This is a genomic window from Nocardia sp. NBC_00508 (genome assembly GCF_036346875.1).
Lineage (GTDB): Bacteria > Actinomycetota > Actinomycetes > Mycobacteriales > Mycobacteriaceae > Nocardia.
On the sequence record NZ_CP107852.1, the window covers coordinates 1,419,476 to 1,441,557 of the forward strand.

The window sequence follows — 22,082 nt, forward strand, 5'->3', positions numbered from 1 at the left end:
CACTATGACAATCGGGGGAAGCACCTATCTCGAACTGTCCGAGGACAGCGGTTCCGCGCACAAGTTTTACGAGGTAGTCGTCGCGGGCACGCAGGTGAGTGTCCGTTTCGGTCGCATCGGGGAGCACGGGCAGACGAAGGTCAGTTCGTTCGCCACCGAGGAGAAGGCGCGGGCTGCGGCGGCCAAGAAGATCGGCGAGAAGGTACGCAAGGGCTACGCGCCCGCGGTGATGGGTGCGCGGGCCAGGCGTCCGGTGACCAGGCGGGCGATCAGCAGCCAGCGTTCGACGGCGAAGTCCGCGCCTGTGCTGTGGAGCTTCGATTCGGGCGCCGCCGCCTTCGGCATCTTCGTCGACGAGCGCCGCTGCTGGGTGGGCAACGAGAACGGCGACGTGTACACCCTGACCCCGGAGGGCGTGGTCACCGGCCGCTATCGCCTGCCGGACTCGGTGAAATGCATTGTGGCCGACGACTTCTGGATTTACGCCGGATGCGATGACGGCCGCGTCTACGACCTGTCGGGCAAGGTGCCGCGGGCCGCCTACGACATCGCGGCCGATGTGGACATCTACTGGCTGGACATCCACGACGGCATCCTCGGTGTCTCCGACCGCCAAGGCGGCATCACCGTGATCGACTACGAAGAAGAGTCGCTGTGGAGTCGCCGTAGCACCGGCGATTCAGGGTGGATGGTGCGCATCGACCCGAACGGCGTCTACCACGGGCATTCCGCCGGTGTCACCAAATACGACCTGGACAGCGGAAACACCCTGTGGCAGACCGGCACCGGCGGAGAGGTGCTGTTCGGCTGGCAGGAATCCGACGCCGTCTACGCCGGTACGGACCGTCGTCAGGTCCGCATGGTGGCGAAGAACGGGCGTGCCGAGCAGACCTACCAATGCGATGCCGCCGTCTTCTCCTGCGCGACCTCACCCGACGGACGCTACGTCTTCGCCGGTGACAATTACTCCTCGGTGTACTGCTTCGACGCCGCCGGAAACCGGCTGTGGAAATTGGCCACCGGCTGCGGCTCGGCCTATTCCATGCAATATCACGACGACAAGCTGTATCTGGTGACCACCACCGGCACGCTGGCCTGTCTCGATGTCAGCGAAGCCGCCATCCGCGACGCCGAGCAGGGAGTGCTGCCCGAGACGGTATCGGTGAAGGCTCCGGAGATCTCCGCCGTGGTGCCGAGCAGCAGCGTCGAGGTGACGTCCGACGCCGGAACAGGTGTCGTCGTGGAATGCCTGGACCATGGCGGGGCCCTGCGCGTCCGCGTCGTCTCCCCGGGATATCAGCGCGGGTGGAATGTCCAGTTCCCCAAGGATATTCGCCGTGCGGGCGCCCGATACGTGGTCGACGGCGTGGCCGAGTCCGTGCGCGGCGGTTTCTACCGGGTACGCGGGGATATCCGGCAACTGAACTGATCGGGACGCATCGAGTCGGATGGTGGCAGCGTTGGCTCAGCTCCGCAGCCGTTCCAGCCGACTCGGTGACCAGATCTTGTTCGCCAGGGCCAACAGGAGTTCGCCCCGCTCCTCCTGTTCGGCCCTACCGAACGTCGTGTACGGCTTGAACGGCAGATCTTCCCGGACCCGATACCGCTCGAACTGCGGTTGATGCTGATAGGCGCTGCGGGTCAGGCTCGCCGCGTAGAAGTTCTGCTTGGCATAATGCGGGGCCTTCACCTCGAACGGCTGGTCCTGATAGCTGCGGTTCACGTCCGCGGGCAGCAGGACCAAGGCGGCGACGTCGTCGCGCCACACCTGGAACTCCTGGCGCGTTTCGAACTGGACACGGTACCGGTCGAACTTGTCGGGCCAGATGTGCTCGATATCGAACGGGTTCTTCTGCGTTCGGTCGACATAGTGCGGAAACTGGTCCGCCTTGCCCGCGCCGACATCCACCGCGGCGGTCACGCGAGCGAGAAGGTGATAGATGTAGCGCCGGCTGAACTGATTGAGCCCCAACTCGTACATTCCACCACGCCGGCGACTCGGGCTCCCCTCGAAGGTGGTGTCGTCATTGTCCAGCCGCTCGAGGAGGACATCGATCAGGTCGTCGAGGGACCTTCGCCGAATGTCCTTGCACAGCGCCCACATCGGGTAGGCGACGTAGGAGTAGCCGACGCGGATGTAATTGGCCACGCGGCGCATCAGCCAGATATCAACGTAGGCGGCGGTCGCTTCGATCTTGCGGCGGACGGTGTCGCTGTCGTCGTGGACGGTCAGCGGAGCAAGCAGCACCGTGGTCTGCCAGGTGAACTCGTTGTGCGCGTTGTAGTACACGGATTCCAGGCCTCGCGTGTACGTGCGTCCGGCATCCAGAATCTGCCGGTATGCCCGCGCGAAGAACGGAAACTCCTCTGTCATGATCCGCAGGTTCGGCAGGCTCCCGCCCGCGCCGACGCGCTCCTCGTTGTCTCGAATCCACCGGTGAAATGTGCTGCCGATGAGTTCCCAGTCCTTGTCGCTGGCGCCTTTCTTGCGGTCGCGAATGCTGTCGGCGTATTGCGCACGCAGCCACGCCTTGATGCAGGCAGCGTCCCGCTCCGGATCGGGATCGGGCGCCCAAGTGTTGAGCTCGAGTACGGTACTCCGCCACACACGGTTGGCGTTGCCGCGGCCGTCATCGGAGTCGATCGGCGCCAACAGATAGGCCTTCAGCATATCGACCGGGCTCAGCGGCTTGCCTCGGTCGTTCATCGTCTCGAAGATCGCGTAGGCGTGTGCGTCGGTGACGGTGGCGATTTCGATGAGGCCGACCTTGCGGATCAACCAGTAGATGAAGGTCGCCAGCCCTTCTCCGAGTTCGTCTGCGAGATCGGAGTTCCGGATATCGCCGTAGCGCGCGACGATCGTCCTGATCGACTCTTCCTTCCCGTCGGAGTTGTACTCCTTGCCGTCGAACAAGGCGCGAAGCACCGGAACGCGTTCGGCGATATCGAGGTTGAAGCTCGGCTCACCGAAGTTGTCGGAGAAGATCAACGGCTCCAACGCGGCGGCTGTGTTCAGCCCCCGCTTCTTCGACTCCCGGTACAGATAGATCAGCAATAGCGTCAGCGACGTGACGCGCTGCTGGCCGTCCACCAGATAGCTCTTGTTGCCTCGCTGGGTGACGATGATGGAGCCAAGAAAGTAGTCCGCGTATTCGCTCGCGCGCTTGGGCAGGTCACCCTCGCGGTAGGACGTATCGAACTTGCCGAGTAGGTCGGAGAGCAACTCCTCGATATTGCGGCTGTCCCACTTGTACTCACGCTGGTACTCGTCGATCGCGAACGAACGGCTTTGCAGCAGTTCGGTGATGGTCCGGTAGTGCGGCGTGATGCTGTTCATGCGGGACTCCTCGCCTTATTTCCTCCCCGGCCGTGCGAAGCGGCAGGCGGCCGCCGAGCCGCCCGGCTGTCGGAGATTGCGGGCACGACCGGCACGGCGCGAATGCGGCTCCGCGGCAATGGTATCCGCGATGGGTTCGGTCCGCTGAAAGACCGGCGGCACGGGCGTTCTGCGCGGAGTAGGCCCGAGATGGGCGGTGGCGACTAATCCGATTCGCCGCAACCGCCGACGTTGACGACCTCGTCGAAATCGCGTGCGTCGTTTCCGGCCGTAATGCCGCCATCGGGAAATAACTGCACGAACGTACCGTTGTCGGCGTCGACCACTGCTGCGACAGTTCGACCGTGGGTCTTCGAGCGGGATCTGCATCGTCCGCGGCGGGTGAGGGACCAGCCCGCGGGGATCGGACGAGGTGGGCAGCTGAGCCGAGTCCGGTTCCTCGGACCGTCCGAGCCGGGTCAATGGCTCGGCCGAGGCGACTCGGTGTCCACGACGACGCGGCCGCTGCCCTCTGGCTCGGCGTTGCCCGACAGCTGTGCCCAAGCAGGGTGGCCGACAGGCTTCACTGCCGCGACGACGGCGCCGCCCGCGGCGCCGAGTGCGAGTGTGGTCAGCACGCCGATCGCCACGGTGCAGATCTGCCCGGTCGGCGCACCCCCAGCGGGACGTCGACGTCGACGTCGCGCAAGTTGTTCGCCGTCGTGGCACGGATCTCCAGCGTGCACTCGACCGCGCGGGCACGACGGGAACGGTCGAGCGGCGCGTCACCGATCCGGTCAGCCGACTGCTGGGTCCGGCGCTTGCCGACCTCGACGCCCAGCTCCGGCAGGGCTCCAGCCGTAGGTTTCAGTCCCGCGCGAGAAGGGCGGGACGCGGCCAGGATGGTCGGCAATCCGGATCTCGGCGCGGACCCAGTGACCGATGCCAACGGCGCCACGCTTTGTGCAGCGGCGTTGGCATCTGACCTGGATATCCGCAATCGGCGACCTCCGCACCTCGCGATCGACGCTCCTCACACCCCGATCTCCCGATTCGTAGACGGGAGGTGATGCCCGGTGGGAAGGTGGATGTACCGCAGGTGTCGGCAAAGGAGCGATACGCATGGTGGACAAAACCAACGGAGCGCCCGCAGGCAACGGCATAGTGACGGCGGAGGGCCCCGAGCAGATCCGCAACGTGGTCCTGGTCGGGCACAGCGGATCGGGAAAGACCACGCTGGTGGAGGCCATGGCGCTCACCTCGCGGGCGGTGAATCGCGCCGGACGGGTCGAAGACGGCACGTCGCTGTCGGACTACGACGAGATCGAGCACCGCCAGCACCGCTCGGTGCAGCTGTCCGTGGTGCCGGTGACGTGGGCGGGAGTGAAGATCAACCTGCTGGACACGCCGGGGTACGCGGACTTCGTCGGCGAGCTGCGGGCCGGACTGCGCGCGGCCGACGCGGCGCTGTTCGTCATCTCCGCGGCCGAAGGGGCGGAAGGAATCGCGGGGGCCACGAGAGCGCTGTGGGAGGAATGCGCCGCGGTCGGGATGCCGCGCGCGATCGTGATCACCCACCTGGATACGGCGCGCGACGAGTACGACGTGATGACCGAGGCATGCCAAACCATCCTCGGTGGCGGATCGACGGAAAGCATTCTGCCGCTTCATCTTCCGGTATACGGCCCGAAGAATCCGGATGGCCACCGGCCGGTCACCGGCATGGTGGAACTGCTGCCGCACTGTATCGGCGACTACTCCTCCGGCACGGAGGTCCAGGGCGACCCCTCGCCTGAGCAGGTGCCCGCGCTGGAGGAGGCGCGCAACCGTCTCATCGAGGGCATCATCGCGGAGAGCGAAGACGAATCCCTGATGGAACGCTACCTGGAGGGCGAGGAGATCAGCCTGGCGACGCTGGTCGCCGACCTGGAGCGGGCGGTCGCGCGCGGGAGCTTCCATCCGGTGCTCTTCGCCGCGCCTGCGCCCGAAGGCGCAAAGCAGGGCCTGGGCACCGTCGAGCTTCTCGATCTGATCACCGGCGGGTTTCCGACGCCGGTCGAGCACCCCATCACCGCCAGCAACGGCGCCGGGCCGCATCCGCTGCGCTGCGACCCGAACGGCGCGCTGGCCGCCGAGGTCATCCGCACCGCGTCGGACCCGTACGTCGGACGGGTGTCCTTGGTCCGCGTCTTCTCCGGCACCTTGCACGCCGATGACACGGTGCACGTCAGCGGCCACGGCCTCGAGGACCGGGGACATGAGAGTCACGAGGTGGACGAGCGAGTCGGCGCCATCTCCGCCCCATTCGGCAAGCAGCAACGCCCCCTCGCGCAGGCGATCGCGGGCGACATCGCCTACGTCACCAAACTCGGCCGCGCCGAAACCGGCGATACCTTGTCGTCCACCGACAATCCGCTGCGCATCGAGCCGTGGCCGATGCCGGATCCGCTACTGCCCGTGGCCATTCGCGCGCACAGCAAATCCGACGAGGACAAGCTCTCCCAGAGCCTCGCGCGCCTGGCCGCCGAAGATCCGGCCCTGCGACTCGAGCACAACGCGCAGACGCATCAGCTGGTGCTGTGGTGTCTCGGTGAAGCGCATCGCGATGTCGCTTTGGAGCGGTTGCGGACGCGATTCGGGGTGCAGGTCGACGTGATCGACCACCAGGTGGCGTTGCGAGAGACGTTCGCAGGCAAGGCGACCGGGCGCGGAAGGCATGTGAAACAGTCCGGCGGGCACGGACAGTACGCCGTGTGCGAGATCGACGTCGAACCACTACCCGGAGGGTCGGGGATCGAGTTCGTGGACAAAGTGGTCGGCGGAGTTGTTCCGCGCCAGTTCATTCCGTCGGTGGAGAAGGGTGTCCGAGCGCAGGCGACGCGCGGGCTCACCGCCGGTCACCCGCTCGTGGACGTGCGGGTGACGCTGTTCGACGGCAAAGCCCATTCGGTCGACTCCTCCGACGCCGCGTTCCAGACCGCGGGTGCGCTCGCCCTCCGCGAGGCGGCCGCGGCAGCGGGAATCAGGGTGCTGGAGCCGCTCGCCGAAGTTTGGGTGCTGGTCACCGACGAGTACGTCGGGCCGGTGCTGAGCGATCTGTCCAGCCGGCGCGGACGCGTTCTCGGCACCGAACCGCACGGCTCCGGGCGAACCAGGATCCACGCCGAAGTGCCTGAACTCGAACTCAGCCGCTACGCCATCGACCTGCGGTCGATCTCACACGGCACCGGCGATTTCACCCGCGCCTACGCGCGCCACGAGCCGATGCCGAACCAGCTCGCCGCCGCGAGGCGCGGGGAGAAAGCCCGCGCCTGAGCGACCCGCCGCCGCACGGATGACGATGGCCTTCTTCGGGCCGTCCCTTCCGGCCGCTCAGATCTGCGGCGGCCCAACGGGTGGCGGACCGGCGGGTTGCTGCGCTGTGGCCACGGGCGGCGGAGGTGGCGCCGCGATTCCGGGGTCGCCACCCGCGGCGCCGTCCAGGCCGGTCGGGTGGAAGAAGCCCGCGAAATTCCCGTACTTTTCTTTCAGCGGGGGGTTGTGGGGATCCAGGGGAACGAGCTGGCCGTTGTCCAGGACAAACAGTCCGTTCTCGTTCTTGACGATCAGCGCACTGTGTTTCTCCCACTGAAGAATATCGCCTGTCTTCAGCTCGCCGGGACCATTGACCACCGAGGGCGGATGCTCCGCTGTAATCTCACCCGCAGTGCCCTTGTATGCGGACATGGCATCGAGGGCGACATTCTGGACCTGCTTCTGCAAAGCCTCCGCCACCGGCGGCGACGCCTTCACGTTCGTATTGTCGATCGTGACATCCGCTGTCGTGCCCGGCGTCGTCACCGGCGGCGGAGTACCGGCGTAGGTCGGTGCCGTCACACCAGGAGGCTGCGCCTGAACGCCGGGGTTGGTGTTGGTCGCCTGCTGCACCTGCCGGTTCCGGTCGCGTTGCCGTTCGTCACGCGAATCCCGGTCGTCGTAGCCTCTGTCATCGACGGGGAGACGGTTTCCTTGGTTCCCAATACTCCCCAGCGCGGACGACAACGCCGCTTGCTGCGCGAATTGCCCCAATGCATCGCCAGTGTTACTGGGCGGGGGCGTGGGAGGGCTGGGGGCCGTAACGGTTCCCGAGTCGTTTCCGGGGTTCTGCAACGCCGCATGCACCGCGGAAGCGAGGTCTGTGCCCGGCGGAGTATCACCACTACCGCTGTCCGAAATTTGCTGGGTGCCGGGCGGCGAATCCGTGGTGTCCGGCGAACCCAGATTCAAATCGTCCAACGTGGGGTTCGACTCTGCATCCGGGAACATCTCTTCTTGTCCGGGAGGTGTCTGATTCGGCGGCGGAGTAATGTTGGCGGGAGGAGTGACGTTGGCGGGAGGAGTGACGTTGTTCGGAGGAGCAGGATTTTGGTTGGCGGGCTTCTCTTCTTTCTCCTCGCCGGGCTTCTCTTCTTTCTTCTCGCCGGGCTTCTCTTCCTTCTCCGGTTCGGGCTCTATCCCATGCTCTTTCGCATATTTAGCAGTTTCCTCCGCATACGCAACGACTTCTTTAACAGATTTATCGACCGCGTCACGCATCAACTTGTAGAGAGCATGTTCTTCGACAGGATCTTGGATACCAGCTTTTCCCCAGTGATCCTTGTATTGATAGTCTTTTCTTTTCTCGACTTCTTCCTTCGACCCTTCCGTCTTCCAGGCGTTCCAGCGATCCTCTTCCAGTTTGTTCGGGTCCCCGGTCAGGCTTTTCGCGATCGCATCGTTCGCATTATCCACCGCGGTGTGCATATTCTGGATACGAGTCAAGTTCTCGGCCGAAACCGCGCCAACCGCTTCGAAGAGTCCCTTATCCATCTTTTGCCAATCGGTATTCGTACGTCCGATTTCCTGGACAGTATAGTTGAAGGCCTCTCTCGTATCCCCTTTACCCTCGAGCTGCAGCTTATTGAGACGGCCTTCGTCGAGGTGCCAAGCCGTACCTTTGTTGTCCTTCGGATCCGTCAGAAGCTTCGGCAGCATCGAATCTTTCGGCATCCTTGGATTGATCTTGCCCATCTGAGCCTTGAGATAGTCCAGGTTCTTGTTCAGCACTTGCTGCCATGCGAGCAGACCCGCCGAGGGCTTATTTCCATCCTCCGGAACCTTGAGCTCCAGCTTGACATCTTTGAGCTGCGTACCCGCCTGCGGAAGGTTCTTATCCTTGGCATTCGGATCGGGCTTATCCTCATGCGCCTTTCCCCACGACGAGACGAACCCAGGAGTTTTCGAATTGTAATAGCCGTCCCACTCATTCGGCAGATTCCCCCGCACGGCCACCACCGTACCGTCATTGGAGACGATGACCTTATCCGGCATCAGATCGTCGTCATCATCCCAATCACCTTCGCCGTCTTTCGGCCCCCCCGTCCATTCGGTAGTCGTACCGCGACCACCTCCCATTCCGCGGGGCGGCCCCTCGTTCTTCAGCTCGAGCCGGCGTTCTCCACTATGAAGAAAATTCTCGTCCTCGAAGACAAGTTTGTTGGTGCCGTCCTTTTGTTTGCTCTCCCCGAGCGTGTTGACGATTTCATTCTTACCGTCAGGATTGACCTTCTCGACAACGGCCTTATTATCCCTGACCCCCATACGGTAGTTGCCGTTCTGGGAGTAGACCCAATTGTCGCCGCTGAGTTCGTCCCCCGGCTTGAATTCGGTTTTATTGCCCACCGGTACAACCCCCGATCAGAGTGTAATAATGCAACGCCCGCGCGGGCAAGAAACGGTCACGAAATACTCCCACCAGGACACCGGCGAGCCTTACAAGTCAAGCCTACGGTTCCCTGCGGCGCACGCTGGCGGCGCCATCGATGTCCCCATTATCGAATTCGGTCGCACTCGAATAAGACTGATTTTCCACACCAACTCGCTTGTCGCCGATCTCGGTGTAGGCGTCGCTGCTGACTTTCATGTACTTCCTGGTACCCTGGGTGAAATGGAGTGCGGCGTTGCCGAACATTTCCTCGATGTCGTCCTCCCAGGGAGGGTCCCCACCTGCCCGCTGGTACGGCTCTGCACTTGCGGCACCGTTGCTGGCGCCCGCCCTACGCATGTCGTCCGAATCGTGTTCCAGCTTGTCGCTCATATCGGCGAACACTCTCCCTTCCAACCGTCCTCCCGATTCTCCCGCATCCCCATCCTTGGGAAATGAGACGAGATCCTCAGGAACGGCCGGAATCAGTACCCCGCGCCGAACTCGATCTTCTCCTGGAGCTGGTACTCGGCTTCGGTCGGCAGTTCCAAGGCGTCGGCGACGACCGGCGACACACCACGGTTCAGCAGTTCCGCGCGTCGACCGACCCGAGCCTTCAGGTGGGCCAATCGGGCGACTCTCCGGATTTCACCGGCAAGCCAGCTGTCGGTGTTCTCCCACACTTCGTCGCCGAGGTGCAGGCCGACGATCCTGCCGCTCTGGTCACACCCCACCCCTACCGAATAGTCGGGATTGAACACCTCGTAGATCCGACTGGAAGTACCTGACGGAACTTCGCTGCCCTCCCCCGTTCCCCCCCAAGTCTCCAGTGCAGTCACCGTGCCGCTCCCGAGGACCATCCATCGACTCCGCGCCTCACTCGCCCGACCACGGCACCTCGGGCAGCTTCGTCTCCCGGATAGTGAGCTCATGCTGCCGCATGGCGTCGAGTGTGCTCTCCCGGATCGCAGCCATGATGTCGGCCACGAGTTCGTGACTGTTGGCGGAATGAGCGATTGTGCCGGGGGCGATGTACAGATCGGTGAGCCTGCCCATCGCGTCCACTTCCGGAATCACCCGAGAACTAGGTGAAGGACGCCTGGCGCGGATGCGGTCGACTCGTTCCAGCATCTCATCAACGGCATGGACGGAAGCGCGACCGGACTCGAGCGCCGAGATGGTATCGGGATGCATCATGGTCGCCATAGTCACAACTCCTCCAGCAGGCTGCCGATGATCCCCGCGGCACCAAAGTCGGGTCCTCCACCACTCCTGACACTATCCTCCCAGAGTCCCCAGTAATGGGAATGTTTCTGGAGGAGGGCAAAGCAGACGACGTGTGCGGGACTTCCGATTCGCCCGCCTGCCTTCGCACCGGTACGCATGCCGCCTCGTGCAACACAGCCGATCGTGACTCGCGTGGCGTGGCCGCGGCTCGGCTCGAGCAACCGCCTATTCCCACCAGTGCCGCGGCGAGGATTGTCACCACCGTGAGGCGGAGGATCTTCCACTGAACTGCGGCCGGAGAACGCGATTCGCGACGATGCGCACGCGCTGCCACCAACCGTATTGCAGGGAGCACACACTGGCCACGACCTCCCAGACACTGAACACCCGGTGAGCTCCCGGAAGCAGGTGGACACGGGCGGCGCCGGACGTGGACCCAGCCGCCCGGTAATGCTGTTGCAGCTCGCGATAATTCCAGCGGAGTTCGTCGGTGTCACCGCCCTCTTGGTACGAGTCCCGGTACACCCGGTGGCGGTAGTTGATCCAGGCCAGCACGTTTCCTGCCTGCCCGAACCATTCGCTCGAAGTGAGCGCATGGTGTGGTGGCCTGCTCGCGCCCGCAAGGCTGGTGGTCAGATCCGACCGGCGCCGGTAGAGGTGGATGCCCGAGCTCTGGTCGGCGTGCCCGAGTTCGGTGAGCACGGTGGGCACGAGTCGACGTGCCAGCCACCGGAGGTCGGGCGTGCGCAGCATGTGTTCGAGCACTCTTCCTTCGGTTTCGGCGAGCGTCTTTCGCGCTGGGCCACCGACTCGTCGGCGGTACCGGTCGAGCCAGAGCAGGGCGGGCATGTATCGGCCCTGGACCCACAGGCTGGCGCCGATGCGCTCCACGCGCGTGATGTCCGTGCGCGGGCGGGCTCGCCACCACAATCGGCGAACCTCGTTCCAGCGGCCCGCTTCCCACAGCACGGCACTGGTGACCGCTCGAACCTGCTCGGCCGGGAGTGCGGGAGCCACCGTGGGAAGCAGCGACCTGACCTCGCCGATGAGCCCGACGTCCAGGTACAGATGAAAACTCGCCTCCGGTCGCTTGGTGTCGTCGCTCGGGATGGACGGTCGCACCGGTGCGCGGGGTGCTGGAGACCCGAGCGGCGGCAGGCCCCACTGGTCGGCCAACCGGCGCAACAGGAAATCGGTCGGGCCGCAGAGCACGGTCAGTTCGGCACCCCGCGCGCGCAGGATGTCGAACAGAGTCAACGCCGGATCCTCTGGGCGCGGCACGATTACGTGCGGAGTGTGGGCACTGTGCGACAGCCAGATGACGTGGTGGCCGCGCAGCGCGTTCGGCGGCAGGGCCGCGATGGCGGCATTGACGTCGAAGAAATCACTGCCGCTGTAACCGGCGACCAGCACCAACGGCCGCGAGGTGAGCAGGGTCAGGAACCGCGTGGCCACATCGAGTGGGAAGCCCTTCTCGATGCGTGCCAGCGTCGCGCCGAGTTCGTCACCGCCGCCCACGGCGCCGTGGAAATGCAGCAGGTTCGGCGCAGGCCAGGTGGCCGTGCCCGCGGCGCGTTCGATGCATCGGTCGAAGTTGGCGGTCAGATGCCCGCCGCCGAGGGCCAAGTGCCGGGCGAAGAACCGGTGCAGCCGGTTGGGTTCGGCGTCGGCGACGTCGGGGATGGACTGGTCGATCGCCTGGGCACCGTGGACCCGGGCCGCAACGCCGAGCACGGTTTCCAGGCGAGGCGGCCTGGGATCGATGGAAGGTGGCAGGTCAGGACAGATCGGTTGATCGATCGAACCGATGGCGCGGTGCAGGGCCTCGATCGTGTCGAGCGTGCCAGGAAGGAAGAACGCGTCGAAGATCCGTTGGGTCAGCTCCTTTCCGGTGGGCAGCGAGGACGGCCCTTCGACGGACAACCCGGCTCCGGTCCATGCGGTCACCTCGCGCGCGGCGACCCCCGCGAGGTCGTCGAGCAATCGGCGTACGTCCATTGCCATGGCCCCTACCGCACGGTGGTCACGGGCGTGGGGACGAAACGCTGGCGTGTGAGATCGCCGATCGTCTTGCCGATGGTCAGCGCCGTCTCATCGGGATCGAGACCATCGAACCTGATCGGTCGCGCGTGCGGGAACGCGCGGATCCATTCGTCGGGCACCTGGATCTTCTCCCCCGGGACGAGCAACCGCAGATCGTGCACACCGTACTCACGCAGCAGTCGCCTGCCGTCCTCCGAGTTCGCGGGCAGATCCGCGAGGATGGCGTCCGACACCAGCATCAGCACGAGGTCGCATGGCGGCGCCGAGACGGCGAACCCACGCATCTGGTCGAGCAGCGGACGCAGCAGCGTTTCGGAACCCTCGTGCACCGGCACCGCGGGCAGGTGCGGGGTCGCGGCGGCGGGAGTCGGAGGGAACCGCACCCCGGATTCGAGCGCGAAATCCACCACCGCGATCTCGTCATCGGCCCGCAGGGTGTTGGGCAGGCTTGCCCACTCCTGCAATTGGGCCAGTGCCGCATCGCGGGCCGCCCCGAAGTCCCTCATCGACCCCGAGACGTCCACTCCGATCACCAATCGCAGGCAGCTGGGACTGCGTGGGCCTGCGAGGGTGTAGGCGGTGAGCTTGGTCGGTTGGGCGGTGTCATCGCCGCCCGCCAGCTGACAGGCACCGAAGCCGAGCGCGGCCAGGAGCAGCAGCAATCCGACGGTCATGAGGACGAGCGCGCGGTAGCTACGCGGGTCCGGGGTGAGCGCTGGAAAACCGGCGGGGTCGGGCCCCGTGGACAACAAGCTTGGCATGGATCATCCCTCAACTGACCTGGCGACCGGAGACTCCGCCCAGCCAGCCGCGCTTGGTGGGTTCGTCGTCCTCGTCCGCGTTGTCGTCACGGTCACGGTGCAGCTCGTTCCATACCCGCTGGATCTTGTCGGTCAGCTGCTCGGGATCCCAGGGCCGGTAGCGGATCAGGACCTCACGGGCGCCTTCCAGAGCGCGTGACGGCGCCAATCCACGCTCGGGGTGGAGCAGGTACAAGGACTGCGGGGTAGGAATCCGCATGGCGCTGCGGTCGTCCTCGAACGCCATGGTGTCCAGCGCGGTCGGCTCGGGTGGCTCGGCGTGGACGCGCCTGGGATTCCCCCACAGCGCCTCACTGTCGCTGAGCAGCTTCGCGCCCACCGTCTCGATCCGCCAGGCCTGGTCGTAGCCGACCTCGATCCGGTTGCGCAACCCCACCCAGGCCTTGGCATGGGCATCGTTCGCCTTGATGTGCTTCTTCTCCAGCTTGCGGAATTGCTTCGCGCGCCGCTTGTATTGCTGCCGGACCTCGGACACCAGGAAGGTCCGCGACGCCATGTCGATCGTCAGCACCGCCCCGAACAGCGCGGCCATCGCCGTCGCGGGCAGGGTCGTGCCGCCGAGCGCGGTGCCGCTCTCGCCGAACCGGACCCCCACGAGCCAGACCACGGCGACGACCACCAGGGCGAACAGAATCACCGCGACGATGGCCCACCGGTGCCTGCGGGTGCTGATTCCCGGGTAGTCGTGAATCCATCGGTGGGCGAGTCCACCCGCCAGCCGCGCCGCGGCGATACCCGCCATCGGCACGAACAGCGCGAGCAGGTACGCATTGATGCGTTCCGGCTGGTACCACTCGACGCTCCGGTCGATGCCCTCGGCGAAAGTCGCGTACCAGAAGAAGAACTCGACCACGAGGACGACGATTTCGATCACGAGCAACACCCAGGGCGAGGCCAGCGGCCGGTTGTGATCGAACGCCTCGCGGTCGCGCGCCGTGTCGCCGGAGCGTGCGGGCGGACGCTTGGCTTCGGCGGCGCTCATCGGGGTCGTCCACTTGGGATGGTCGAGCAGCTTCACCAGCGCCGCCCAGCGCCGTTCGTTGGTGTGGGCGGTGGCGATCAATTGGTTGATCCGCCGGAGGAGTTTGCGGGCACCCTTCTGGTCGGCGGCGGCCAGCGAGTTGTCCACCGAGGCGAGCACCGACTTCTCGGGGCTGGTCAGCCCGTCCCCCGGGCTGGGGACGTGGGTGTCGCCGCGCGGCGTCCGCTGGTGCGTGGTCTTCAGGAAGTCCGCCAGCTCCCGGACTATCCGGCCGTGGTTGGACCCGCCGTCGCCGAGAAGCCGGGCGAGGAATCGTGATGTCATCGCAGGCACTCCTTCGCACCCATCGTGATCTCGACTCGCCGGTTGCGCGCCGCAGCGGATTCGGAGTGGACGCCGCCGAAGAATTCGTCCACACGCGGCCGGGTCGAGCCGTGACCGACTACCGCGATACGCGAACGGTCGGCGCCGAGTTCGACCAGAACCTCCGCCACCGAGGTGGCGCGTTGCGCGGAGAACGGCTGCCTGCCCGCTTCCGGCCCGTACGCGGCGGTGTGGCCCTCCACCAGCGCGTAGGACCCCGCCGCCAACCGGGCGGCGATGGGCGCGAGCAGCTGCCGCGAGCCGGGGTGCACGTCCGCCCGATCGCCGGCGAACAGCAATTCGGACGGAATCTCTTCGCGGACAGCGCATCCCACGCGGGAAGAGGTGATCTCGACCGCGAACAGGGGGTCGTTGGGCAGGCCCGCGTGCGGATCCCGGCGCTGACCGGTCTGCGAGTCGAATTCGACGGTGGCCCCGGCCTTCTCGAGCACCGCCGTCCACAACCGGAGCAGGTCGTTGCGCGCGCTCTGCGGCACCGGCTGGGCGGTCTCGCCCAGATTCGTCCAGAGGATGGGCGTGCCGGCGAGCTCCGCGGCCAGCGCGTCGGCGGTCGCGAGCTCGTCGGCGACGACAGCGGGCGCACGGTCGAGCCGGGACTGATCGACCAGCAGCGGTGTGGCGTTGTTGAACCCGTCGGAGACGATCACCACGCGCTCCGGCTTCTGACGGGCGGCGGTGGCCACGGCGTCGAGGATGCCGCTACCGGGCGCAGAAGGCCGCATCCGCTCCTCCCGCGCCCAGTGGGCCACACAAGCCAGCACAACCGGTCGCGCCTTCTTGGCGGCCGGGCTGTCGACGCCGGGGTAGGGCTCCAGCGCGATCGTGCGCACCACGGCGCTCGGCTTGCCGATGCCCTCGACGGGTACCAGCGCCAGCCGGTTGCCCCTCTTCTGCGCATCCTCCAACTCCTGACGAGCTCTGGGCGGCAGGTCACCGACCACCGCCGAGGCGGTGTTGTCCACCACCAGAACGGTGAGGGGGCGGTCGCCGGGGAGGGTGGTGCGCTCGGCCTTCGCGCAATCGGCAGAACTCGGCTGACCCGAAGGAGATCCGACGGATCCGTGCGACGACGCGCACCCGCCGATCGGGATGGCGATCACGCACACGGCGGCGGCCAGCCGTCGTGCGCGTCCTACGGAAAACATGGACATGGGTACCTCACATGGGATTCGGAGGAAGTCGGCAAGGGAAGTCGGCGACTCTGGCGCCACCCCGCGAAATGGTCATGGCGACAATAACTGACCAGATGACTTAGTGTCAATGTCACAATTATTAAGCCGGGCAACCGGGAAGCAGACCGATGGAGCCCCCGCCGACCAGCGGAGCCGACACCGCCGCAGGTGTCATCCGGCGCGCGAGGGGCCCGCCGAACTCCTTGCGACACAACCGGAGCGCGGGCACCCATTCGGCGCCCGCGCAAGCCACTACCGCCAGTCGGCGTCGCGCCACCGATTCGAGCCGGGCAGAATGGGATTGACCAACTCGACCCCGGCACCGGCGCGGTACAGCTTGGCCGGTCTGCCGAGCCTTCTCCCCGAACCCTCACGCAGGCGGCCGGTCTCGACGATGAACTCCGTCGCGGATTTCACCTTGCGGTGAAAGTTGGCACGATCGAGTTCGATCCCCCAGACCGCCTCGTACACCTCGCGCAACTCGCCGATAGTGAACTCCCCGGGACAGAACGACGTCGCGATCGTGGTGTACTGCAGCTTCATTCGCGCCTGCCGCACCGCGTCACGCAGGATCTTCACGTGATCGAACGCCAGGGCCGCCTCGTCGCCGAGCAGTTCGGCGACGGGCTTCCACGCCGCCGCCTCGGCATCGGAATCCGCGTCCGGCGCCGGCACCGGCAGGTCCGGAGCGACCGCGAGAAAAGCGCACGTGGCCACCCGCTCGCGCGGATCTCGATCCGGGTCGGTGTAGAAGCCCACCTGTTCGAGCGGCAGCGAATCTCCGTCCAGGCCCGTCTCTTCCCGCAACTCACGCACCGCCGCGGCCTCGGCACTCTCCCCTACCTGAAGAAAACCGCCCGGTAACGCGAGCGCACCGCGAAACGGGTCCGTGCCGCGCTCCACGAGGAGCACCTGCAGCACCGAATCGCGAATGGTCAGGATCACCAGGTCCGCCGTGAGGGCCGCGATACATCTCGGATCTTCGGTCATTTCCGCACAGTAGCCCACCAGCCATCTTGAGGTCGCATTGACAAAAACTCACCGAGCTACTTATGGTCGAAAGGACACAAATACGTCTTCATGGAGAGCGCCCCATGCCGTTCGACCGCCCCTCCCTCCACGACTGCCACCACGCCGCCCGCCGGGTCAAGGCCGCACCACTCGGGCGGGCGGCCCTGCGGACGGTACGTCCGAGCGGCGTCAGCGGCATCTTCCGAGCACGCGCGCCGCTCACGCTGGTGCTGTTCGCCGCCGCACTGGAGGACCGGGTCGTCTGGCAAGGCGCCGACGGTTTCGCCCTGCTGGAACCGCCGATCGCCAGGCCCGAAGCCTGGCGGCATCGCCGTGGATTCGGGTCCGCCGCGCTGCGCCGGCTCGACCGGTATTGGAGCACTGTCGTTTTCGCGGTCCCGGGTCTCACCGCGTTGTTGATCGCCGTGGCGCTGTTACCGTTCGCGTCGTTGCACGCACCGGCCCTGCTGGTCACCGTCTCCGCGATGGCCTACACCGTGACGGTGCTGTCGATCATGTTCGTGTGGCAGTTGTTCTTCGGGCGCGACGAGGAACCGAGCGCGCGCGCCGCGGGCACCGTAGCTGCGGATCACTGGAATATGCCGTTGCTGCATCAGGAAAACGAACAGCGCATCGGTGAACTCTTCGACCAGGTCGAGCGACGGCTACACCACCTCGTCGCCGACAAGGTGCGCCAAGACGCTGCCGACCAGGGCGGACAGGTCAGCCGGGTGCGGCTGAGCACCCGGCTGATCTGCCTGCACACGGGCGTCACCACCGACCAGGCGCGCGCGTACCTGGGCACCACCCGCAGCGTGATCAACCGGGATTACTCCGTGCTCTTCTTCGACGCCCGGCCCGAGGACCTCGCGCGCCGACCGGTCAAACCCCCGGCCTTCTTCCGGTTCTACCTGGCTTCGGTCGTCATCGTCGTCTTCGCCCTGGCGTATCTCGTCATGACGGTCGAGCGCGGCACCTGCACGGCGGCGAACTGCGCGGCCGGGGCGACCACCTACGGCAGGGCCCTTGCGTGGATCGCCTACCGACTGCTGTGGCAGCACGCGCCAGCTGTGGAACCGGTCTCCGATTTCGCGATCGCGCTGGGGCTACTGCTGTCACTGCCCGCACCGATGGTCGTCGTGGTCGCGGCCGTCGCCTTCCGTGCGCAAGTCCTCGCATATCAGGCCGAGATTCGACTCGACAAGGAGAAGCAGAGAATGGCAAACACCCGGGTATTGATCGTCACCGTCGCCGACGTCGAACGAGACGCCGTGCTCGACGCCATCGAGGGGCATACCCGTAAAGTCGCCGCCCCCACCTACGACGGACCCGTACCGGTCTTCGAAATGGGCACGATCAACGACGCGGACTTGTTCGTCGTGCAGGCCGGGTCGCAGGGCACCACCGGCCCCGCGGGCGCCCTCACCGTCACCGCCGACGCGATCCGCCACCTCGCGCCGCACTACGCGTTGATCGTGGGCATCTGCTACGGGCTGCGCCAGGACCGACAGCGGCTCGGCGACATCCTGATCTCGGAGAAGATCACGGATCTCGATCATGCCAAGCTCGTCGAGCTGGACGGACGAGTCGAGGAGCGATTGCGCGGCGAGACCGTCGTTCCCTCCCCGATGCTGCTCAACACCGTCCGGGCCGCGCAACGCCACTGGTCGGGAAACAACGACACCGCCGTCCACGTCGGATTGATGCTGGCCTGGAACAAACTGCTCAATGCCGCGCCCGTCGTGGACAGCCTCACCGCGAAGCATCCCGACGCCATCGGCGGCGACATGGAGGGTGCGGGATTCCAGGCCGCCGCGCGCGTCGCGGGAGTGGAAAGCCTGCTCATCAAGAGCATCTGCGACTGGGGCGCGGACAAGGACGACGACGCCCAGCCCATGGCCGCTCGCAACGCCGCCGCATTCGTCCTCCACCTCGCACGCTCCGGCGCCCTCTCCTACACCCCGGCCCAGCGCCGCGGAATCTGATCACGCCGGACCGATGCGCACCCCGGAGTCTCAGGTGGATTCGAGAGCGACGCAGCCCCGGTGATTCCCGATGACGTGTGGCGGCAGTGGTATCGGATCGCCGATCGCCACCTCGGCCGATTCGCCAGTGCGACAACGACGATCTAACTCTACGTCGACACACCACGAGCGGAGGTCCACATCGGGTACTTCGGACCGCACTACCACATGGCCAATACGCGCAACTGATCTCAGGTTTCGACCCTCGTAGGCTGCGCCGACTTCAGCTGGCATTCAGGTTGCCCGTGCGAGACTCCGCCGATGCGAACCGAATCAGTGGACGTGACCGAAGTCCGAGTGGGAGACGTCATCCGAGATCCGTTCGACGCTGACAACTGGCGAAGGGTGCGGGAGCTCGGCTACGACCTTCTTCCGAAAAACGATGGCTCGGGCGAATATTGGGAGCTCTACGCTTTCATCGGCCCTCTGGTCGAGTGCCCCGCTGACGCGCTCGAATCAGGCGATCAGCCGGGATGCGACCGATTCATCTTCCGTGAGGACGAACGCGTCATTCGGCGGGCCGGGTCGCGGATGCCCCGTCGTCTGCCCTGCTGAGTGGCGGTCTCATCGGCTGGGGCCCGCCTTCCACAGACGCAATCGACCAACGATGCCCAGTCCGTGCGCCGCAAACGCAAACGAGTCCACCCGCTGCGCGATCACGTGAAGTGATCGCGGAACGGATGGACTCGCCGACTACCGCGCCCGAACTGCGGACCGAACACCCGAGCAGATGCTCGGCCGCAGGTCGGACCAGAGTTCCGACTTACACGTCGAAGTACAGCTCGAACTCGTACGGGTGCGGGCGCAGGTTCACCGGCGCGATCTCGCCTTCGCGCTTGAGGCTGATCCAGGTCTCGATCAGGTCCTCGGTGAAGACGTTGCCCTCCGTGAGGTAGTCGTGGTCCGCCTCGAGGCGGTCGATGACCGAGTCCAGGCTGGTGGGGGCCTGCGGGATGTTCTTGGCCTCCTCCGGCGGGAGCTCGTAGAGGTCCTTGTCGACCGGAGCCAGCGGCTCGATCTTCTTCTTGATGCCGTCCAGGCCGGCCATCATCATGGCGGCGAAGGCCAGGTACGGGTTGCCCGAGGAGTCCGGGGCGCGGAACTCGAGGCGCTTGGCCTTCGGGTTGTTGCCGGTGACCGGGATGCGGACCGCGGCGGAGCGGTTGCGCTGCGAGTACACCAGGTTGATCGGCGCCTCGAAGCCGGGGACCAGGCGGTGGTAGGAGTTCACCGTCGGGTTGGTGAAGGCCAGCAGCGACGGCGCGTGGTGCAGGATGCCGCCGATGTAGTGGCGCGCCAGGTCGGACAGGCCGCCGTAGCCGGCCTCGTCGTGGAACAGCGGCTTGCCGTCCTTCCACAGCGACTGGTGCACGTGCATGCCCGAGCCGTTGTCACCGAAAAGGGGCTTCGGCATGAAGGTGACGGTCTTGCCCTCGGCCCACGCGGTGTTCTTGACGATGTACTTGAACAGCTGCAGATCGTCGGCCGCGTGCAGCAGCGTGTTGAACCGGTAGTTGATCTCGGCCTGACCGGCGGTGCCGACCTCGTGGTGGCCGCGCTCCAGCTCGAAGCCGGAGTTCTGCAGGTTGGTCGAGATCTTGTCGCGCAGGTCGACGTAGTGGTCGTACGGCGCGACGGGGAAGTAGCCGCCCTTGTTGCGGACCTTGTAGCCGCGGTTGCGGGTGCCGTCCGGGTTGAACTCCTTGCCGGTGTTCCAGGAACCCGAGACCGACTCGATCTCGTAGAAGGCGCTGTTCATGGCCGATTCGTAGCGGATCGAGTCGAAGATGTAGAACTCCGCCTCGGGGCCGAAGTACGCGGTGTCGGCGATGCCGGTCGAGCGCAGGTACTCCTCCGCCTTGCGCGCGACGTTACGCGGGTCGCGGCTGTAGGCCTCCCGGGTGAACGGGTCGTGCACGAAGAAGTTCAGGTTCAGCGTCTTGGCGGCGCGGAAGGGGTCGACACGCGCTGTGCTGTAGTCGGGCAGCAGGAGCATGTCCGACTCGTCGATCGACTGGAATCCACGGACGGAGGAGCCGTCGAACGCTAGCCCTTCCTCGGCGAGGTCGGTGGTGAAGGCCTTCGCCGGGATCGAGAAGTGCTGCTGCACACCGGGAAGATCGCTGAACCGGATGTCGACGTACTCGATGTCCTCATCAGCGAGGTATTTGATGACCTCGTCGGCCGTGCTGAACGTCACTTGTTCTCCTTACCGGATCGGTTCCCAGCCAGTGTCGATTGCATGGGTTCGTCGCGACCAGACGCTATGGATGCCGTGTTTCCCTGCAGTCAAGCCCGTGTTTCGCCAGTGTTACACGTGCGTCTGGACGGGTGGCGCTGACCACCCGGGCTCGAACTGCATGGTAGTCCTGCCATCGCGGGGCGTGCGCGCCGACCTGAACTCCGGTTATGCGGTATCGGGCGGCCGATCGCGCGCGCCTATTCTGGGCTCCATGGCACGCATCACCGGCTCCTGGCTCTCCGGACCTCCGGCCGAACCCGGCGATCCGGCTACCCCCGAGTTCCCCGGTGAGCACCTCGGCCTGCCGAAGACCGGAGCGGGCTCGCTGGCGGGGATGGGCCGCCGGATCGCCGCGCTGTTCGTGGACTGGATGATCGCGCTCGGCATCGCGGCGCTCATCGCACGCAGCACGTCGGCCTCGAGCCTGACGCTGCTGATCTGGTTCGTCATCGGCGTCGGCGCGGTGACATTGTTCGGCTTCACCCCGGGGCAGTACTTCCTGCGACTGCGGACGGTCCGCGTCGACGCTCCGGTGCCGGTGGGCTTCGTCCGAGCGCTGGCCAGGCAGGTGCTGCTGCTGTTCGTGGTGCCCGCGCTGTTCACCGACGCCGACGGCCGCGGCATGCACGACCGGGCGACCGGCACGGCGCTGGTGCATTCGCGCTGAGCCGCCCGGCATCGGGCCCACCCGCCACCGGTCACGCCGATAGGCTGCGCCGGTGTCTTTGAATCCGGTGATGCTCGCTGTCCGCTTCCTGCTCGAACTCGTCGCCGTGGCGTCCTTCGGCGTCTTCGGCTGGCGCGCGTTCGAAGGGCCGTGGAAGTTTCTGCTGGTGGTGGCGCTGCCGGTCGTTGCGGTAGCGCTGTGGCAGATTTTCTCGGTACCTGGCGACCCGAGCCGCGGCGGCCGGTCGATGGTCGCCGTGTCCGGCTCGACGCGCCTGGTGATCGAGCTCTCGGTACTGGGCGGCGGAGCGCTCGCGCTGCAGTCGGCCGGACTGCCGGGATGGGGTGTGGCGTTCGCGGTGCTGGTGATCGTGTATCACGCGCTCGCTTACGACCGCGTCGTCTGGCTGCTCAGTCGCAAATGAGGCGACATCCGGACCCACGCGCATCGCGCCGTATCCCCCGGGATGTC

Annotated in this window: 19 protein-coding genes; 5 read left to right on the plus strand and 14 right to left on the minus strand. The window is 65.9% G+C overall.

The window, feature by feature from the left end; translation table 11 throughout:
* Positions 1 to 4 precede the first annotated feature (4 nt).
* Positions 5 to 1,429, plus strand: a complete 1,425-nt coding sequence (locus tag OHA40_RS06250) for a WGR domain-containing protein (RefSeq protein ID WP_330232114.1) — start codon at positions 5 to 7, stop codon at positions 1,427 to 1,429.
* Between the two features lie 36 nt (positions 1,430 to 1,465).
* Here OHA40_RS06250 and OHA40_RS06255 read toward each other — a convergent pair whose 3' ends face one another.
* The 4 genes from OHA40_RS06255 to OHA40_RS06270 form a co-directional block, all read right to left on the minus strand.
* Entirely contained in the window at positions 1,466 to 3,337 is a 1,872-nt protein-coding gene (locus tag OHA40_RS06255; protein WP_330232115.1) for a GmrSD restriction endonuclease domain-containing protein, read from the minus strand.
* 203 nt (positions 3,338 to 3,540) lie between these two features.
* Positions 3,541 to 3,663, minus strand: a complete 123-nt coding sequence (locus OHA40_RS06260; RefSeq protein WP_330232116.1) for a hypothetical protein — start codon at positions 3,661 to 3,663, stop codon at positions 3,541 to 3,543.
* A gap of 132 nt (positions 3,664 to 3,795) precedes the next feature.
* Positions 3,796 to 3,954, minus strand: coding sequence for a hypothetical protein (locus OHA40_RS06265; RefSeq protein WP_330232117.1), 159 nt, complete (start codon positions 3,952 to 3,954; stop codon positions 3,796 to 3,798).
* The gene (locus tag OHA40_RS06270) at positions 3,948 to 4,265 is read right to left on the minus strand and encodes a hypothetical protein (protein ID WP_330232118.1); all 318 of its coding nucleotides are present in this window, start codon (positions 4,263 to 4,265) and stop codon (positions 3,948 to 3,950) included. Before OHA40_RS06270 ends, OHA40_RS06265 begins: the two co-directional genes overlap by 7 nt.
* A 173-nt stretch (positions 4,266 to 4,438) precedes the next feature.
* Here OHA40_RS06270 and OHA40_RS06275 point away from each other — a divergent pair, with 173 nt between their 5' ends.
* Complete coding sequence (locus OHA40_RS06275; protein WP_330232119.1) at positions 4,439 to 6,631, plus strand: elongation factor G-like protein EF-G2; 2,193 nt, start codon at positions 4,439 to 4,441, stop codon at positions 6,629 to 6,631.
* A gap of 57 nt (positions 6,632 to 6,688) precedes the next feature.
* Here OHA40_RS06275 and OHA40_RS06280 read toward each other — a convergent pair whose 3' ends face one another.
* The 9 genes from OHA40_RS06280 to OHA40_RS06320 all read right to left on the minus strand — a co-directional run bounded on the left by OHA40_RS06280 (position 6,689) and on the right by OHA40_RS06320 (position 16,657).
* Entirely contained in the window at positions 6,689 to 9,016 is a 2,328-nt protein-coding gene (locus OHA40_RS06280; RefSeq protein ID WP_330232120.1) for a hypothetical protein, read from the minus strand.
* Positions 9,017 to 9,119: 103 nt separating this feature from the next.
* Positions 9,120 to 9,431 carry a hypothetical protein gene (locus OHA40_RS06285; protein WP_330232121.1) on the minus strand — a complete coding sequence of 104 codons (312 nt, stop codon included), beginning with the start codon at positions 9,429 to 9,431 and terminating at the stop codon, positions 9,120 to 9,122.
* A gap of 92 nt (positions 9,432 to 9,523) precedes the next feature.
* Positions 9,524 to 9,799 (minus strand): hypothetical protein, encoded by a 276-nt coding sequence (locus OHA40_RS06290; protein ID WP_330232122.1) that lies wholly within the window; start codon positions 9,797 to 9,799, stop codon positions 9,524 to 9,526.
* Positions 9,800 to 9,914: 115 nt separating this feature from the next.
* Positions 9,915 to 10,235: a hypothetical protein gene (locus OHA40_RS06295; RefSeq protein ID WP_330232123.1), complete on the minus strand. Its 321-nt coding sequence runs from the start codon at positions 10,233 to 10,235 to the stop codon at positions 9,915 to 9,917.
* 285 nt (positions 10,236 to 10,520) lie between these two features.
* The gene (locus tag OHA40_RS06300; protein ID WP_330232124.1) at positions 10,521 to 12,269 is read right to left on the minus strand and encodes a hypothetical protein; all 1,749 of its coding nucleotides are present in this window, start codon (positions 12,267 to 12,269) and stop codon (positions 10,521 to 10,523) included.
* A 5-nt stretch (positions 12,270 to 12,274) separates the two neighbouring features.
* Positions 12,275 to 13,069, minus strand: coding sequence for a hypothetical protein (locus OHA40_RS06305; protein WP_330232125.1), 795 nt, complete (start codon positions 13,067 to 13,069; stop codon positions 12,275 to 12,277).
* A gap of 10 nt (positions 13,070 to 13,079) precedes the next feature.
* A complete protein-coding gene (locus OHA40_RS06310; RefSeq protein WP_330232126.1) occupies positions 13,080 to 14,435 on the minus strand; it encodes a hypothetical protein in 1,356 nt (451 codons plus the stop codon).
* Entirely contained in the window at positions 14,432 to 15,640 is a 1,209-nt protein-coding gene (locus tag OHA40_RS06315) for an OmpA family protein (RefSeq protein WP_330232127.1), read from the minus strand. The genes OHA40_RS06310 and OHA40_RS06315 overlap by 4 nt, the downstream gene beginning before the upstream one ends.
* 279 nt (positions 15,641 to 15,919) lie before the next feature.
* Complete coding sequence (locus tag OHA40_RS06320) at positions 15,920 to 16,657, minus strand: NUDIX hydrolase (protein ID WP_330232128.1); 738 nt, start codon at positions 16,655 to 16,657, stop codon at positions 15,920 to 15,922.
* A gap of 104 nt (positions 16,658 to 16,761) precedes the next feature.
* Between OHA40_RS06320 and OHA40_RS06325 the strand changes: the two genes are divergently transcribed.
* On the plus strand, positions 16,762 to 18,663 hold the full coding sequence (locus OHA40_RS06325; RefSeq protein WP_330232129.1) for a 5'-methylthioadenosine/S-adenosylhomocysteine nucleosidase family protein: 1,902 nt from the start codon (positions 16,762 to 16,764) through the stop codon (positions 18,661 to 18,663).
* An 802-nt stretch (positions 18,664 to 19,465) separates the two neighbouring features.
* On the opposite strand, the gene glnA is transcribed toward OHA40_RS06325, so the two are convergent.
* The gene (gene glnA, locus OHA40_RS06330; protein ID WP_330232130.1) at positions 19,466 to 20,902 is read right to left on the minus strand and encodes a type I glutamate--ammonia ligase; all 1,437 of its coding nucleotides are present in this window, start codon (positions 20,900 to 20,902) and stop codon (positions 19,466 to 19,468) included.
* Positions 20,903 to 21,155: 253 nt separating this feature from the next.
* Here glnA and OHA40_RS06335 point away from each other — a divergent pair, with 253 nt between their 5' ends.
* Together OHA40_RS06335 and OHA40_RS06340 are read left to right on the plus strand one after the other, a co-directional pair.
* The gene (locus tag OHA40_RS06335; protein WP_330232131.1) at positions 21,156 to 21,611 is read left to right on the plus strand and encodes an RDD family protein; all 456 of its coding nucleotides are present in this window, start codon (positions 21,156 to 21,158) and stop codon (positions 21,609 to 21,611) included.
* A 52-nt stretch (positions 21,612 to 21,663) separates the two neighbouring features.
* Entirely contained in the window at positions 21,664 to 22,035 is a 372-nt protein-coding gene (locus OHA40_RS06340; RefSeq protein WP_330232132.1) for a YrdB family protein, read from the plus strand.
* The last annotated feature ends 47 nt before the right edge of the window (positions 22,036 to 22,082 follow it).

Excerpts from the sequence above, each read along its gene's own strand:
- OHA40_RS06325 (WP_330232129.1), top strand. The coding sequence starts at position 16,762 with ATGCCGTTCGACCGCCCCTCCCTCCACGACTGCCACCACGCCGCCCGC.
- OHA40_RS06335 (WP_330232131.1), top strand. The coding sequence starts at position 21,156 with ATGGCACGCATCACCGGCTCCTGGCTCTCCGGACCTCCGGCCGAACCC.
- OHA40_RS06295 (WP_330232123.1), bottom strand. The coding sequence starts at position 10,235 with ATGATGCATCCCGATACCATCTCGGCGCTCGAGTCCGGTCGCGCTTCC.
- OHA40_RS06250 (WP_330232114.1), top strand. The coding sequence starts at position 5 with ATGACAATCGGGGGAAGCACCTATCTCGAACTGTCCGAGGACAGCGGT.
- OHA40_RS06315 (WP_330232127.1), bottom strand. The coding sequence starts at position 15,640 with ATGTTTTCCGTAGGACGCGCACGACGGCTGGCCGCCGCCGTGTGCGTG.
- OHA40_RS06310 (WP_330232126.1), bottom strand. The coding sequence starts at position 14,435 with ATGACATCACGATTCCTCGCCCGGCTTCTCGGCGACGGCGGGTCCAAC.
- OHA40_RS06305 (WP_330232125.1), bottom strand. The coding sequence starts at position 13,069 with ATGCCAAGCTTGTTGTCCACGGGGCCCGACCCCGCCGGTTTTCCAGCG.
- OHA40_RS06300 (WP_330232124.1), bottom strand. The coding sequence starts at position 12,269 with ATGGCAATGGACGTACGCCGATTGCTCGACGACCTCGCGGGGGTCGCC.
- OHA40_RS06320 (WP_330232128.1), bottom strand. The coding sequence starts at position 16,657 with ATGACCGAAGATCCGAGATGTATCGCGGCCCTCACGGCGGACCTGGTG.
- OHA40_RS06275 (WP_330232119.1), top strand. The coding sequence starts at position 4,439 with ATGGTGGACAAAACCAACGGAGCGCCCGCAGGCAACGGCATAGTGACG.
- OHA40_RS06285 (WP_330232121.1), bottom strand. The coding sequence starts at position 9,431 with ATGAGCGACAAGCTGGAACACGATTCGGACGACATGCGTAGGGCGGGC.
- OHA40_RS06255 (WP_330232115.1), bottom strand. The coding sequence starts at position 3,337 with ATGAACAGCATCACGCCGCACTACCGGACCATCACCGAACTGCTGCAA.